14 protein-coding genes are annotated in these 14,152 nt (G+C 52.7%); all 14 read left to right on the forward strand.

All coding sequences use genetic code 11. The annotated features are described in order from the left end of the window. Window positions 1-15: 15 nt before the first annotated feature. Window positions 16-684 (forward strand): CoA transferase subunit A, encoded by a 669-nt coding sequence (locus AC4ED1_RS09895; protein ID WP_490938109.1) that lies wholly within the window; start codon window positions 16-18, stop codon window positions 682-684. Next, window positions 671-1,348, forward strand: coding sequence for a 3-oxoacid CoA-transferase subunit B (locus AC4ED1_RS09900; protein WP_490938111.1), 678 nt, complete (start codon window positions 671-673; stop codon window positions 1,346-1,348). The genes AC4ED1_RS09895 and AC4ED1_RS09900 overlap by 14 nt, the downstream gene beginning before the upstream one ends. Window positions 1,349-1,375: 27 nt before the next feature. Continuing rightward, window positions 1,376-2,161, forward strand: coding sequence for a CoA transferase subunit A (locus AC4ED1_RS09905; RefSeq protein ID WP_490938113.1), 786 nt, complete (start codon window positions 1,376-1,378; stop codon window positions 2,159-2,161). 2 nt (window positions 2,162-2,163) lie between these two features. Continuing rightward, entirely contained in the window at window positions 2,164-2,895 is a 732-nt protein-coding gene (locus AC4ED1_RS09910) for a CoA-transferase subunit beta (RefSeq protein ID WP_490938115.1), read from the forward strand. An 18-nt stretch (window positions 2,896-2,913) separates the two neighbouring features. Then, window positions 2,914-4,014: an ABC transporter substrate-binding protein gene (locus AC4ED1_RS09915; protein WP_490938117.1), complete on the forward strand. Its 1,101-nt coding sequence runs from the start codon at window positions 2,914-2,916 to the stop codon at window positions 4,012-4,014. A 9-nt stretch (window positions 4,015-4,023) separates the two neighbouring features. Further along, on the forward strand, window positions 4,024-4,827 hold the full coding sequence (locus AC4ED1_RS09920; RefSeq protein WP_490938119.1) for an ABC transporter ATP-binding protein: 804 nt from the start codon (window positions 4,024-4,026) through the stop codon (window positions 4,825-4,827). Beyond that, window positions 4,827-5,762 carry an ABC transporter permease gene (locus AC4ED1_RS09925; protein WP_490938121.1) on the forward strand — a complete coding sequence of 312 codons (936 nt, stop codon included), beginning with the start codon at window positions 4,827-4,829 and terminating at the stop codon, window positions 5,760-5,762. Before AC4ED1_RS09920 ends, AC4ED1_RS09925 begins: the two co-directional genes overlap by 1 nt. 28 nt (window positions 5,763-5,790) lie before the next feature. After that, entirely contained in the window at window positions 5,791-7,077 is a 1,287-nt protein-coding gene (locus AC4ED1_RS09930) for a homocysteine synthase (RefSeq protein ID WP_490938123.1), read from the forward strand. A gap of 188 nt (window positions 7,078-7,265) precedes the next feature. Then, entirely contained in the window at window positions 7,266-8,318 is a 1,053-nt protein-coding gene (locus AC4ED1_RS09935) for a sulfonate ABC transporter substrate-binding protein (protein ID WP_490938125.1), read from the forward strand. 46 nt (window positions 8,319-8,364) lie between these two features. Continuing rightward, a complete protein-coding gene (gene ssuD / locus AC4ED1_RS09940; protein ID WP_490938127.1) occupies window positions 8,365-9,510 on the forward strand; it encodes an FMNH2-dependent alkanesulfonate monooxygenase in 1,146 nt (381 codons plus the stop codon). Beyond that, window positions 9,507-10,292, forward strand: a complete 786-nt coding sequence (gene ssuC, locus AC4ED1_RS09945) for an aliphatic sulfonate ABC transporter permease SsuC (protein WP_490938129.1) — start codon at window positions 9,507-9,509, stop codon at window positions 10,290-10,292. The genes ssuD and ssuC overlap by 4 nt, the downstream gene beginning before the upstream one ends. A gap of 72 nt (window positions 10,293-10,364) precedes the next feature. Further along, window positions 10,365-11,135: an ATP-binding cassette domain-containing protein gene (locus tag AC4ED1_RS09950; RefSeq protein ID WP_490938131.1), complete on the forward strand. Its 771-nt coding sequence runs from the start codon at window positions 10,365-10,367 to the stop codon at window positions 11,133-11,135. A gap of 200 nt (window positions 11,136-11,335) precedes the next feature. Further along, complete coding sequence (argS, locus tag AC4ED1_RS09955; RefSeq protein WP_490938133.1) at window positions 11,336-13,045, forward strand: arginine--tRNA ligase; 1,710 nt, start codon at window positions 11,336-11,338, stop codon at window positions 13,043-13,045. A gap of 93 nt (window positions 13,046-13,138) precedes the next feature. Next, on the forward strand, window positions 13,139-14,047 hold the full coding sequence (locus AC4ED1_RS09960) for an EamA family transporter (RefSeq protein WP_490938134.1): 909 nt from the start codon (window positions 13,139-13,141) through the stop codon (window positions 14,045-14,047). Window positions 14,048-14,152 lie beyond the last annotated feature (105 nt).

Here is a 14,152-nt window from a genome sequence, read left to right on the forward strand (position 1 = left end):
GGGGAAGGGTGAACTATGAAACCGATTGTCACTGCGGAAGAGGCCGTTGCCAAGGTTTCCGATGGCGATACCATAATGATCGGAGGTTTTTTAAATGGGCCGGAAACTTTGATTGAGGCGCTGGTGCAGGCAAAAGTGAAGAATTTGACGGTCATTAGCAACGATACCTGTTATGAAAATATGGGAATCGGAAAGTTGATCGCAAACCGACAGGTGAAGAAAGTGATTACTTCCCATATCGGAACAAATCCTGAAACGCAGCGACAATTTGCGGCGGGCGAACTTGAAGTCGAAATTGTGCCTCAGGGAACTTTAGTGGAACGTGTTCGAGCAGGCGGATACGGGTTAGGGGGTGTTTTGACCCCCACAGGTCTAGGTACGTTTGTCGCGGAAGGAAAAGAAGTGGTGGAAGTAAACGGAAAGCAATTTTTGCTTGAACTTCCGCTACGAGCCGATGTGGCTTTCGTCCAAGCCAGTATCGCCGACAAAGCGGGAAATTTGTTTCATAGAAAAACCGCAAGAAACTGGAATCCGATTATGGCGACGGCGGCCAATTTGGTCATTGCCGAAGCGGAGACCATCGTGGAGATAGGTGAACTGGAGCCGGATATCGTACATACTCCGGGAATTTTTATCGATTTAATCGTCCCAAAGGAAAGGAGTGGGTCTCGTGAGCAGGGATAGCCGTGTGCTCATTGCCGAGCGTATCGCGAAAGAATTGAAAGACGGTGATCTGGTCAATCTCGGAATCGGTTTGCCGACGCTTGTCGCCAACTATATTCCGCCGGGGACGCGGGTAATTTTGCAATCCGAAAACGGGATGGCCGGGTTGGGGCCTTCGCCGGAACCCGGTGCGGAAGATCCCGATTTGTTTAACGCGGGCGGCAATCCGGTAACGGTTGTGCCCGGCGGCGCTTTTTTCGATACGGCTCTATCGTTCGGAATCATTCGCGGCGGACACGTCGATGTCACGGTATTGGGCGCTCTTCAGGTTGATCAATACGGAAATTTGGCCAACTGGTGCATTCCGGGCAAATTCACTCCGGGGATCGGCGGGGCGATGGATCTTGCGGCCGGGGCCAAAAAGGTGATTGTTGCAACAGAGCATACGACCAAAACCGGGGAACCCAAGATTCTAAAGGAATGCACGCTGCCTTTGACCGGAAAGGGAATTGTGAATTTAATCGTTACCGAACTGGCGGTTTTTGAGCTGACACCGATTGGACTTCATTTGCTGGAGTTGCAACCCGGAGTATCGCTCGCTGAAGTGCGGCGGAAAACCGGCGCTTCGTTTACCGGAGCGGAAGGAATGCGAATCGGGAAGCCGGATGTTGTCCTGCAGGTATAGACCCATTTTTCGAGAAGGGGGAAAGTCATGAACAAGGTAAAAACTCTTCAGGAAGCGGCGGCGCTCATTCCGGACGGGGCAAAATTGGCGCTGGGCGGCAACGCGGTTCACCGGTCTCCGGCTGCTTTTGCCAGGGAGTTGGCCAGACAGAAAAAAAGAGGATTGGAGTTGATAAAAACCGCGGGTGCATATGACGTGGATCTGCTGTGTCTGGCGGAATCGGTATCTGCCGTTCATGCCGGATATATCGGATTTGAGACCATCGGACTGTCTCCGAATTACCGGAAGCAGGTGGAAAAAGGCAGAATCAAAGCGGCCGAACACGCTTGCTACAGTGTCATTGCCGGATTAAGAGCCGCCTCTTACGGAATTCCGTTTCAGCCGATCAATGGGTTTCAAGGCAGCCAACTGCCGGAAACCAGGGGATTTCAACAAATCCCCAATCCGTATGGAGAAGGAGAAGTGGTTTTAATTCCCGCTTTACAACCGGATTTCGCCGTCATTCACGTGCATGAGGCGGACGAACTTGGAAACGGGAGAATTTACGGATCGGTGTTTGAAGATGTTTTGATGGCGCGTGCGGCAAAACAGGTGATTCTTACGACGGAAAAAATTCTTCCTTCGGAGGAGTTCGCTGCAAGGCCGGAGCTAACCGTGATTCCGGGATTTTTAGTCACTGCCGTGGCGGAAGTTCCCGGCGGCGCCCTGCCGGGAAGCTGCCTTCCTTTCTACGACGCAAACTATGAAGCAATTGCCGCATATCTGAAGTTGGAACCGGAGCAGCTTGAAATCCATCTCGGGGAGTTGAGGTAGGAATGGCGGGAAACGCAGGTTATACACCGGCCGATATCATGGTGTTAACGATCGCGAAACTATTGAAAAACGGCGAGAGAGTTTTCCATGGGGTCGCTTCCCCGTTGCCGATGCTGGCTGTCCAGGTTGCCAGGAAGCTGCATGCGCCGGAATTGGTGTATCTCAGCATAGCCGGAGGCGTAAATGCCACGCCGGAGAGTTATCCCCTTCACTCGACCGCGGATTATCGCTTAACGGAAGGAACGGCAAGTTATTTCCCACTGACGGAGATTTTTGACCTGTCGGCACGGGGAGGGCTGGATGTAGCCTTCCTGAGCGGGGTTCAGATTGATGGCAGGGGTAACATCAATATGAGTGTGATCGGGGAATTCGACCGTCCCAAAGTCCGTCTTCCGGGTGGAGCCGGGAGTGCCGTACTGCTACCAACCGTTAAAAGAGCGATCCTATGGAAGAGCAAGCACGATAAGCGGGGCTTTGTCCGGAAGTTGGATTTCACGACCGCTTCCGGCAATGTGGATAAAGTCGTGACTCCGCTCGGGGTTTTTGCGAAAGAGGACGGCCTGCTAAAACTCTGGCGCCTTTTTCCGCACAGTTCATTGCAAGAAGTGCAGGAAAACACGGGATTTGAAATCATCAAATCAAAGGATTTCGCCGTCGCGGATGAACCGGCGGAAAATGAGCTCGACCTGTTAAACCGTCTTGACCCGCAAAAAGTAAGGTTGGTGGAGTTTTAACAACAGGAGGTAGTGAAAATGAAAAATCAGGTTTACCGCAAATCGCTTTTTATTGCCGGTATAGCGGGGCTTGTCGCTCTGTCGGGCTGCAGCCAATCCGCGGCGCCTGTCGATTCAAACAAGCAAATTCAGGGTCAGCAGGATACCGGACAAAAAGCGGCCGGGGATGTGTTTCGGATCGGGTATTTGCCCGCAACCATCGATCTTCTGTATTTCGTGGCCAAGGAAAAAGGCTATTTTACCGAAGAGGGGCTTAATGTGGAGTTGGTTCAGTTCACAAATTCGGGTGAAGGCTTAAACGCCATCAAGGCTGGAAAATTGGATGTAGGTGCGTTTGGGACAGCTGCCCCACTCAGTTTTATCGACAAAGGGGCCGCCGACTTGATGATCATCGGGGGAGCAGGTGGAACCGGCGCGGCGGTCATTTCCCAACCCGAAAAGGAAAATGAATTGAAAGACATTCAAAACTTCAAGGGGAAAAAAGTGGCAACCGTGAAACTGCAAACCGGTGACGCCGTATGGAGAAAAGCGCTGGCAGAGGCCGGACTGGATTGGAAAACGGATGTGCAGGTTGTCGAATTGGATTCACCCAACAACGTTTTGCAGGCTGTTAAAAACAAATCGGTGGATGCTGGCGTAGTCTGGGCTCCCTATATCGAACTGGCAAAGGATCAGGGATTGAAAGTAGTCAAGTATTCTGACGAATACTTCAAGGATCATCCGTGCTGCCGGCAAGTCGCCTTAAACGACAAGCTTCAACGGCGGCGTGAGGATTACGTCAAGTTTATGAAAGGGTTGATTCGCGCGGAAAAATTTTACCGTGAAAACCGCAAAGAAACCGTAGACATTGTTGCAAAATATGTGAAAGTGGATAAACGGATTATCGAGACAGATGCCTATAACGGGAGGATGGTGATCTCAGCTGACCCCAACAAGCATGGGGTGGAAAAATTCTGGGAAGGCATGCAAAAAATCGATTACGTAAAGTCGAAAGAAAGCATCGGCAAGAATATTAACACAGCCTTGTATGAAGAAGCGTTAAACGCACTTGTCAAACAAAATCCGGTGGACGAATTTTACAAGCAACAACAAAAGAAATTTAAGGAAGCCAATTTGTAGGAGACAGCGATGGCGGCGATATCGATTCGAAATGTTTCTTATGCTTACAAGGAATCCAAGGAAATTCACCTTGCCGTAAGCCAAATCAATCTGGAGATCGAAGTGGGAGAGTTTGTAAGTTTGATTGGTCCAAGCGGTTGCGGCAAGAGCACCGTGTTGAACATGTTAGCCGGTCTTTTGCAGCCGACGCAAGGGGAGATCTATTGCAACGGTAAAAAAATAGCGGGGCCGTCCCTGGAGCGGGGGGTCGTTTTTCAAAGTTACTCGCTTTTTCCCTGGATGACCGCGCAGGAGAATGTGGTACTTGCGCTCCGGCAGGTGCGTCCGAATACTCCTTTACCGGAATTGCGAAAGATCGCCGATGGTTTGCTGGAAATGGTAGGACTCACCGGGGCCGGAAAAAAATATCCCGCTCAACTTTCCGGGGGAATGCAGCAACGGGTTGCGCTCGCGCGGATGTTTTCCCTCGATTCTCCGGTATTTCTGATGGATGAGCCTTTTGGAGCCGTAGACGCGGCGATTCGGGCCAATCTTCAGGATTGCTTGCTGAATCTGTGGAACCGGCAGCAAACAAAGAAGACCGTTGTAATGGTGACTCACGATATTGACGAAGCGATCATGCTTTCTGATCGGATTGTAGTCTTTACGCCTGGCCCGGGGAGAATCAAAGAAACGATATCGGTTGGGATTCCCAGGCCTAGAATTCGCAACCATCTGTTTGTGACGCAGCGGTATACGGAACTGAGGGCTCGTTTGCTGGTTCTCCTTCAGAGTGATGGTGCAACAGGGATTGGGGAAAAGGTGGTTTCGTAATGGGGCGGTTTTTGGACGGACGGATATTATTTTCCTTATTCCTGTGGGGAATGGCTGCCGCTTTTGTCAGGTTGTTGCCAAGTGTATCCGGCGGGTCAGAGGAGCGCTTGCTGCGGACTCTTATTGCCGGAAACCTGCTTTTACTATTAGCGGGATTATGGGTCTCCAGAAAAGAGAGTCAACGCTCCAAACAGGTTTTGGCGGATGTATCGATTGTATCCGTGGTTGTCTTCTGCCTTTGGGAGGGATCAACCGAAAAGTGGGGATGGTTAGACCCGTTCTTGTTTCCATCGCCAAGCCGCGTGCTGGATGCCTTTTTGTCCGACAGGGCAGAGTTATTTGTCCACATTGTGGCGTCAACCAAGCTGCTGGTAACGGGATACAGCCCAGCGCTTGCGACCGGCGTCTCACTTGGGCTGATTGCCGGTTGGAATCGAAGAATTCGCGAATTGATTCGTCCGGTTGCCAGCATTGCCAGTCCGATTCCGCCGATTGTTTATGTTCCGTATGCAATTGCCTTGCTGCCTTCCTTCTTCATCTCTTCGGCATTTGTCATTTTTATCGGAGCATTTTGGCCGGTTCTGATGAACACGTTGAACGCGGTTGTTCATATTGAGCGGCGGTTAATCGATTCGGCAAGGACGTTACGACTGTCTCCTGGCACAATGTTTTACCGGGTGCTTTTGCCGGGTGCTCTGCCCGGGATATTCACTGGGGCCGCAATCGGATTGGTGCTTTCGTTTATCTTGCTGACGGCGGCGGAATTGATCGGCGCTACTGCAGGACTGGGGTACTATGTCAAATATTTTACCGATTTTGGTGACTATGCAAGGGTAATTGTCGGGATTCTTGTCATTGGTATTTATGTGACCGCCGTAATGACCATTTTGCAAAGGTTGGAGAGGTATTTTTTGCGCTGGAAACACCAACGATAACAACTTTTCACCGAAAGGGGAAATGGCAATGACAGAGCGAAAATGGGGACTTGAAACAATTTCTGTTCACGGGGGACAGGAGCCGGATCCGACAACCGGATCGCGGGCGGTTCCGATTTACCAGACCACTTCGTATGTGTTCCGCGATACGCAGCACGCGGCAAATCTCTTTGCGCTGCAGGAATTCGGGAATATTTACACGCGTATTATGAATCCGACGCAAGATGTATTTGAAAAAAGGGTTGCCGAACTGGAAGGAGGCGTAGGGGCGCTTGCGACGGCTTCCGGTCAGGCGGCCATCACTTATTCAATCTTGAATATTGCCGGACCCGGGGACGAAATCGTTTCCTCCACCAATCTGTACGGCGGTACCTACAATTTGTTTGCCGTAACGTTGAAAAAACTTGGCATTGATGTGAAATTTGTCGATCCGCGTGATCCGGAGAACTTCCGCCCGGCTGTCACCGGCCGGACCAAGGCTCTGTACGCCGAAACGATCGGAAATCCGCGAATCGATGTCCTGGATATCAAGGCGGTTGCGAAAGTGGCCCACGATGCGGGGGTTCCTTTAATCATAGACAATACGTTTCCTTCCCCCTACCTGTGCCGACCGCTTGAGCACGGTGCCGACATCGTTGTTCACTCGGCCACAAAGTTTATCGGCGGGCATGGCACTTCCATCGGCGGCGTCATCGTGGACGGAGGCACATTCGATTGGACGAACGGCAAATTTCCGGGACTCGTGGAGCCGGATCCGAGCTATCACGGAATTTCCTACACGAAGGCGCTCGGCAACCTTGCGTATATCGTTAAAGCGCGGGTCCAATTGATGCGGGATCTCGGCGCCGCAATTTCACCGTTTAACGCGTTCCAGCTGTTGCAAGGTCTTGAGACATTGCACCTGCGCATGGAACGCCATTCCCGGAACGCGCTGGCTGTGGCCCGATTCCTGGAAAACCATGATCTTGTCAGCTGGGTGAATTATCCGGGACTTGAGTCAAGTCCCTATTACAAGCTGTCCCGCGAGTATCTTCCGAAAGGACAGGGGGCGATTTTAACATTTGGCATCAAGGGCGGACTCGAAGCGGGACGCAAATTTATCGATTCGTTGAAGCTGTTTTCCCATTTGGCCAATGTGGGGGATTCGAAATCGCTTGTGATTCACCCGGCGAGTACCACCCATCAGCAGTTGACGGAAGAGCAGCAGCAGTCCACCGGAGTCACGCCGGATCTGGTCCGCTTGTCGATTGGCACGGAAACGGTTGACGATTTGATCTATGATCTGGATCAAGCGTTAAAGAATAGTCAAAGATAAATGATCCTTGATTCAATTTACAATTCATCGTTTTGCCGACTGGTCAACCGGAGGCTTCTGTCTCTTGCTGCTGCAAGAGCATAGAGGCCTTTTATTTTGTGGATGGGAGGTGAGGGCGACGAAAGGGTTAAACGGAGGAGTGTAGGGAATATCAGTTTCCCAAAGTACCAGAAGGGGAGGAATGTGGAATGCGGCTAAAAAGACACGCAAGGAAACCGATAACGTCGGCAGTGCGGCTGTTCATGGTTGCAGCGGTTGGCCTGTTGACATTATCCGCCGTCTTGGCCGGTTGCGGGACGCAAGGCAAAAGCGCACAGGAGAAACAGACAGCGGATGCTTCGGCATCTGGCGCCCGAGCGAATGACGGAGACAAGCAAAATGTGGTACGAATCGGCTACCAGAAATATGGGACACTCAATATTCTCAAAACCAAAGGGAGCCTGGAACAACGTTTGGCGGAGAAGGGATATTCCGTCCAATGGACATTATTCCCGGCTGGCCCCCAACTGTTGGAAGGGCTGAACGTGGGGAGCATTGACATCGGGCATACGGGAGAAGCCCCGCCCATATTTGCCCAGGCGGCGGGTACCCCGCTGGTGTATGTTGCGGCCGAACCGTCCAGTCCGGAATCGGAAGCCATTCTGGTTCCCAAAAACTCGGCGATTCAAAGCGTTTCGGATTTGAAAGGGAAAAAAGTGGCCCTGAACAAAGGATCGAATGTCCATTATCTACTGGTCAAAGCATTGGAGAAGGCGGGCTTAAAGATCAGTGACATCCACCCGGTCTATCTTCCTCCGGCGGATGCCCGGGCGGCATTTGAACGGGGGAGTGTCGATGCCTGGGTGATCTGGGATCCGTTTTACGCGGCGGCACAGCAGGCAACTGGAGCCCGTGTTCTCTCGGATGGCAAAGACCTGGTGGCAAATCGGGAATTTTATTTGGCGACGCGTTCCTTCGCCCAGAATCATTCCGACATCGTCAAAGCTTTGCTGGATGAAATCGGCAAACTGGACGAATGGGCGAAAAATGATCCGCACGCGGTTGCCGCATTTCTTTCTCCCGAATTGGGAATTGACGTTCCGTCTTTGGAGCGGGCGGCAAAACGCAGGGATTATGGCGTGAAAGCTATTGACGGTCAAGTAATTGCCGAACAGCAAAAAATCGCGGACACCTTCCTGCAGGTCGGACTTATTCCGAAACAGATTCAGGTGAAGGATGCCGTATTGTCGTCCAATCAATAGATTCTAATCAAGAGAAGATTTCAATCAAGAGAGGAGACCGATGAACATGCAAATCTTTTGGTTTTTGCCCACACATGGGGACGGACGTTATTTGGGAACGACAACCGGAGGACGTGCCACAACGTATTCCTATTTTCGCCAAATTGCCGAAGCGGCTGAAACTCTTGGCTATAGCGGAGTTTTGGTGCCGACCGGGCGATCCTGCGAGGATTCATGGATTTTGGCTGCTTCCTTATTGCCTGTGACCCAGCGGCTGCGTTTCCTGGTCGCGGTTCGTCCCGGGGTGCTGCTCCCGTCCGCCGCGGCACGGATGGCAGCGACTTTTGACCGAATTTCAAACGGCCGCTTGCTGATAAATGTGGTTGCGGGAGGCGATCCCGTAGAACTTGCCGGGGATGGAATTTTCCTGGATCATGATGAGCGTTACGAGGCGGCTGACGAATTTCTTAGCGTCTGGAAGGCGCTTTTCAGAGGAGAAGAAGTCGATTTCAACGGCCGGCATCTGCAGGTCAAGGGCGGAAAACTGCTGTTTTCTCCTGTACAACATCCGCATCCTCCGCTGTTCTTCGGGGGGTCGTCACCCGCAGGGCACCAAGTTGCCGCAAAACATGTCGATGTTTACCTGACTTGGGGGGAACCACCGGCGCAAGTGGCGGAGAAGATCGGGGAAGTGCGCCGGTTGGCGGCGGAACAGGGGAGAACGGTACGGTTCGGAATCCGACTGCATGTAATTGTGCGGGAAACGGAACGGGAAGCGTGGGAAGCGGCCGACCGACTGATTCGGTATTTGGATAACGAGACAATCGCTTCGGCGCAGCAGGTTTTCGCCCGGTTTGATTCGGAAGGGCAACGCCGGATGGCCCGGCTGCACAACGGAAGCAGGGAGTCGCTGGAAATCAGTCCGAATTTATGGGCGGGAATCGGTCTTGTCCGCGGCGGAGCCGGTACCGCGCTGGTAGGGGATCCGGAAACGGTAGCGGCGCGGATGCGGGAATACGCCGACCTTGGGATCGAGAAATTCATTCTCTCCGGGTATCCGCATCTTGAAGAGGCGTACCGTGTTGCCGAACTGCTGTTTCCACTGCTGCCGCTCGAAAACGCCCCGACACCCGTCAAGAGCCTCGGGTTGAGCCCGTTTGGCGAAATTGTCGCAAACGATCAATTCCCCAAGCGGAAGGAAGGAGTCGTATGAGCAGGGGAAGGTTTGACGGGCCGTCCGCAAAGCGGCTGCTTCCGTGGGGACTGCCTGTGTTGTTTGTGGTGGTCTGGCAGTTTTTTTCGCAATACGGCTGGATTTCCGCAAGAGTGTTGCCGGCGCCGACAGACGTTTTTCGCGCGGGGGCGGATTTGATTCAATCAGGGGAACTGTTCCGGCACATTTCCATCAGTTTTCAACGGTCGATCCTCGGGTTTCTCATCGGCGGCGGCATCGGTTTGGTGCTGGGGCTGTTGAACGGCATTTTTCCGATCGCCGAAAAACTGTTCGACACCTCGATTCAAATGATCCGAAACATTCCGCACCTCGCCATGATTCCGCTGGTGATCCTGTGGTTTGGAATCGGCGAGGAGGCGAAATTATTCCTTGTCGCATTGGGAGTGCTGTTTCCCATTTATGTGAACACGTTTCACGGCATCCGGTCGGTTGATCCGAAACTGATCGAGATGGGAAGAGTCTACGGGCTGAATGCGGGGGCGCTGTTTTGGCAGGTGATTCTGCCGGGGGCTTTGCCGTCGATTTTGGTAGGCGTGCGCTTCTCGCTCGGAATCATGTGGCTGACTCTGATCGTGGCGGAAACGATTTCGGCGGATGCGGGAATCGGTTATATGGCAATGAATGCCAGGGAATTTATGCAAACGGATGTTGTGGTTTTAAGCATTTTGCTGTATGCCTTATTCGGGAAGCTGGCGGACACGGCGGCTAAAGTTTTGGAGAGAAGATGGCTGAAATGGAATCCCGGCTATCAGATTTCGTAATTTGCTGGATTGATGCGGTACAACGGAAACCGGCGATATCGCGGGCGGGTTTGCTTTGAGAGGGGGTTTTTTATGGTGAAGCCTGCCGTTTACGGAACGCATTTGAAGCTTCAGAGCGTAAAAAAGGCTTTCGATTCCAAGGAAGTTTTGCGCGGAGTGGACATGGAAGTGAAGCCCGGGGAGTTTGTGGCGATCATTGGGCGCAGCGGCTGCGGCAAAAGTACATTGTTGCGGTTAATCGGCGGATTGGAGTCTGCAACCAAAGGGACAATTCTGGCAAACGGAGAATCGATTCGGGGGCTCAATCCGACCGCGCGGGTGATGTTCCAGGATGCACGTCTCCTGCCCTGGAGGAGCGTATTGGAGAATGTCGGACTTGGATTGAAGGGCGACTGGCGCGAAAAGGCGAAGCAGGCTCTGGTGCAGGTGGGACTGGCAGACCGGGCCCGGGACTGGCCCGGCGTCCTGTCCGGCGGGCAATGCCAGCGTGTGGCGCTGGCGAGAGCGCTGGTAAGTGAGCCCCGTCTCCTTTTGCTTGATGAGCCCCTTGGCGCATTGGACGCTCTTACTCGAATCGAGATGCAGCGGTTGATCGAGCGTCTTTGGCAGGAACAAAAATTTACATCGCTGCTGGTGACCCATGATGTGGAAGAAGCGGTGGCCCTGGCCGACCGGGTGATTCTGATCGAAGAAGGTATCATTGCGACGGATCTTCCCATCGGGCTGCCGCGTCCCCGGCAGCGCGGCAGCGCGGCGTTTGCCGCGATTGTCGGCAAAATCCTGGAACGGGTGATGGGAAAAGAGGAAAGGCTTACGGCTTCCGCGTATGCGGCGGGAGAGTAAAAACCGTCCTCCGGAAAGTGCCGGATTTTGCAAAAGCTTGACATCGTCTGGACGATTGAATACGATTCTTATATCAGAACGGGAAGGTACACCCTTAATATCATGGATGACGTACTCCGCGCCCACGGCACGGGGGCGGCGCTCTTAACCGGGCGTCCATGATTGTAAGGGTGGTTTCTTTTTGGGTAGGAGGATGCGGCATGTATCGTCAGCAACTGGTGGAACAGTTGAAATCGTTTGTAGCGCTGGATGAATCGAAGATCCAAGACTTGATCGAGATTCCGAAGGATGAGTCGCATGGGGACTTGGCGTTTCCGTGTTTTCAACTGGCCAAGGAATCTCGCAAGGCGCCCCATTTGATTGCAGCCGAGTTGGCGGACAAGGTGAACGGGGGTCTGCTGCCCGTTTTTGCAAAAGCGGTCGCGGCAGGCGGCTATCTGAACTTCTTTCTAAAACGGGAAGCGGTGATTCGCGACGTCCTGTCTTCGATTGCCCGGGCCGGCGATACGTACGGGGATTCGAACGAGGGGCAAGGCTTGAAAGTTGCGATCGACATGTCTTCGGTGAATATCGCCAAACCGTTTGCCATTCACCATTTGCGCTCGACCATGATCGGAAACGCGATCGCGAACATTCTCAAAAGCCAGGGGTACCATGTGATCAAAATCAATCATCTCGGCGACTGGGGGACCTCTTTCGGCAAGTTGATCGTCGCCTACCGGTATTGGGGCCATGAGTACGATCTTTCCGACAACGCAGTACGGCAATTGCTTGCGCTCTACGTTCGCTTCAACCAGGAGGCGGAGCGGCGGCCGGAGTTGGAGGACGAGGCGCGGGCCGCTTTTAAGGCGCTGGAGGACGGAGAAGAGGAAGCGGTCGCTCTCTGGAAAAGATTCATTGAAATCTCGCTTGCCGAATTTGAAAAAACGTATCGTTTGTTAAATGTGGAGTTTGACAGCTACAAAGGGGAAAGCTTCTATAATGACAAGATGGACGCGGTGGAAGAAGAGCTTCGTGCAAAAGGCCTGCTGCAAACCAGCGAAGGAGCCGAGATCGTGGACTTGTCCGCTTACGACATGCCGCCTTGTCTGATCCGGAAGTCGGACGGCGCGACTCTTTACGCGACGCGCGACCTTGCGGCGGCGTTGTACCGGAAACGCGTGCTTGGGGCGGACCGGTTGGTTTACGTGGTGGGCGCCGAGCAGAAACTCCATTTTCGCCAAGTATTTAAAGTGCTGGAATTGATGGGCAACGAATGGGCGGCGACCGATTGCATCCATGTTCCGTTTGGCACCATGTTTGTTGACGGGCAGCGCTTGTCCTCGCGGAAAGGGCAAGTGGTGTTTCTGGAAGATGTGCTGCGGAAAGCGGTCGAAGTGGCAAGAGGGATCATTGAAGAAAAGAACCCGAATCTGCCGAACAAAGAGGAAGTGGCGGAAGCGGTCGGGGTCGGCGCGATCATTTTCAACGATTTGAAAAACAACCGCGTCAACGACGTCAATTTTGTCTGGGATGAGGCGCTCAATTTCGACGGAGAAACCGGGCCGTACGTACAGTATACGTATGCGCGTTTGTCGAGCCTGCTGCGCAAAGGAGAATATGATCCGCAGTCTTTTGAACAGCTTTCCGACGCAAACGCCATCGACGGCGAGGTGGACTGGTCGCTGGTGAAACTGCTGGGGCGTTTCCCGAACGCGATGGATCGGGCGAAAGAACAGTACGACCCATCTGTTGTCGCCAAATATGTGATTGACGTGTGCCAGCTTTTTAACCGGTACTACAATACGACTCGCATTCTCGAAGGGGATCGGGACGAAATCGTGCAAAAATTGGCTTTGGCGTACGCGACGCGGACAGTTATCGGGAAATGTCTGCGCTTGCTCGGCCTGCGTTCGATGGAGACCATCTGATGGTCAGGTTTCGTCAGGGCACTTGGATGATTCCGAAGCGCCGGTTACTTTTGGAGGATGCGGATAACGTCCGTTTCAGTTAAGGAGGAGGCAATGAGCCGTCTATTAGCCAGTCTGCTGGTGTTGGCGGGAGCAACGAGTTACGGTTTGTTGAGTCCCTTGGTGAAAATGGCTTACGATGCGGGATTTACCCCACAGGACGTGACAAGCAGCCAATTCGCGTTCGCACTGCTGGTGCTGGCCGGGTTGGCCTCTTTTCAATGGAGGACGGTCAAAAAGTTAACCCGTGCGGACGTGCGATTGTTGTCGACGCTGGGGATTTTATCCACGGTTGCGACTGTCTTTTATTATTTGTCTCTACATTATTTGCCGGCCTCTCTGGCAATTGTTCTGCTGTTTCAATTTGCTTGGATCGTTATGGCAATCGACTATGCGGTGAAGCGCAAAAAACCGTCTTCCGCAAAATGGCTGTCTCTGCTTATGGTGGTGCTGGGAACCCTGTTTTCGGTCAATATATTTAAAACCGAGTGGAATCAAGTGTCGGCGATCGGTTTGCTGCTAGGGCTGTTGTCTGCGGTCGCATACAGCGCGTTTTTATATTGGAACGAAAAAGTCAAAAGCCGGGCGCCGGCTGTCATGAATTCGCTGGTGATCTCGGCTGCGTCCGTGGTTTCGATTTTTGTCGTGTTCCCCCCAAAGTTTCTTTGGAATGGTGCGCTTGCCGGGGGATTATGGATATGGGCTTTGATGATCGGGTGTCTTGGGCAAGTGATACCGCCGATCCTGTTCAGCAAAGGAATTCCGGTTGTCGGTGGAGCGTTGGCCGGGATCCTCGCCTTGATCGAACTGCCTGTTGCCGTAATTGCGGCCGCACTGATGTTGAATGAAGCGGTCGGTTGGGTTCAATGGGTGGGAATTGTTTTTATTCTATCCGGAATCGTAGTGGCTGAATTGCGGGATAATACTTGGAGGCTTACCACAAAAAAACGCATAAGCTCGTGAATGAGCAGCTTATTCTTAGGCCTCTTTGCTTTTTGCTATGTTTTTGTTCGGAAATTAACCGATAAATGAATTGAGAAACTTTTTGACGGGTGGTAATATAACATC

The organism is Effusibacillus sp. SKA8, assembly GCF_058273125.1.

Excerpts from the sequence above, each read along its gene's own strand:
- argS (WP_490938133.1), top strand. The coding sequence starts at position 11,336 with ATGTATCGTCAGCAACTGGTGGAACAGTTGAAATCGTTTGTAGCGCTG.
- AC4ED1_RS09935 (WP_490938125.1), top strand. The coding sequence starts at position 7,266 with ATGCGGCTAAAAAGACACGCAAGGAAACCGATAACGTCGGCAGTGCGG.
- AC4ED1_RS09960 (WP_490938134.1), top strand. The coding sequence starts at position 13,139 with ATGAGCCGTCTATTAGCCAGTCTGCTGGTGTTGGCGGGAGCAACGAGT.
- AC4ED1_RS09925 (WP_490938121.1), top strand. The coding sequence starts at position 4,827 with ATGGGGCGGTTTTTGGACGGACGGATATTATTTTCCTTATTCCTGTGG.
- ssuC (WP_490938129.1), top strand. The coding sequence starts at position 9,507 with ATGAGCAGGGGAAGGTTTGACGGGCCGTCCGCAAAGCGGCTGCTTCCG.
- AC4ED1_RS09910 (WP_490938115.1), top strand. The coding sequence starts at position 2,164 with ATGGCGGGAAACGCAGGTTATACACCGGCCGATATCATGGTGTTAACG.
- AC4ED1_RS09930 (WP_490938123.1), top strand. The coding sequence starts at position 5,791 with ATGACAGAGCGAAAATGGGGACTTGAAACAATTTCTGTTCACGGGGGA.
- AC4ED1_RS09950 (WP_490938131.1), top strand. The coding sequence starts at position 10,365 with ATGGTGAAGCCTGCCGTTTACGGAACGCATTTGAAGCTTCAGAGCGTA.
- AC4ED1_RS09920 (WP_490938119.1), top strand. The coding sequence starts at position 4,024 with ATGGCGGCGATATCGATTCGAAATGTTTCTTATGCTTACAAGGAATCC.
- AC4ED1_RS09895 (WP_490938109.1), top strand. The coding sequence starts at position 16 with ATGAAACCGATTGTCACTGCGGAAGAGGCCGTTGCCAAGGTTTCCGAT.
- AC4ED1_RS09915 (WP_490938117.1), top strand. The coding sequence starts at position 2,914 with ATGAAAAATCAGGTTTACCGCAAATCGCTTTTTATTGCCGGTATAGCG.
- AC4ED1_RS09905 (WP_490938113.1), top strand. The coding sequence starts at position 1,376 with ATGAACAAGGTAAAAACTCTTCAGGAAGCGGCGGCGCTCATTCCGGAC.
- ssuD (WP_490938127.1), top strand. The coding sequence starts at position 8,365 with ATGCAAATCTTTTGGTTTTTGCCCACACATGGGGACGGACGTTATTTG.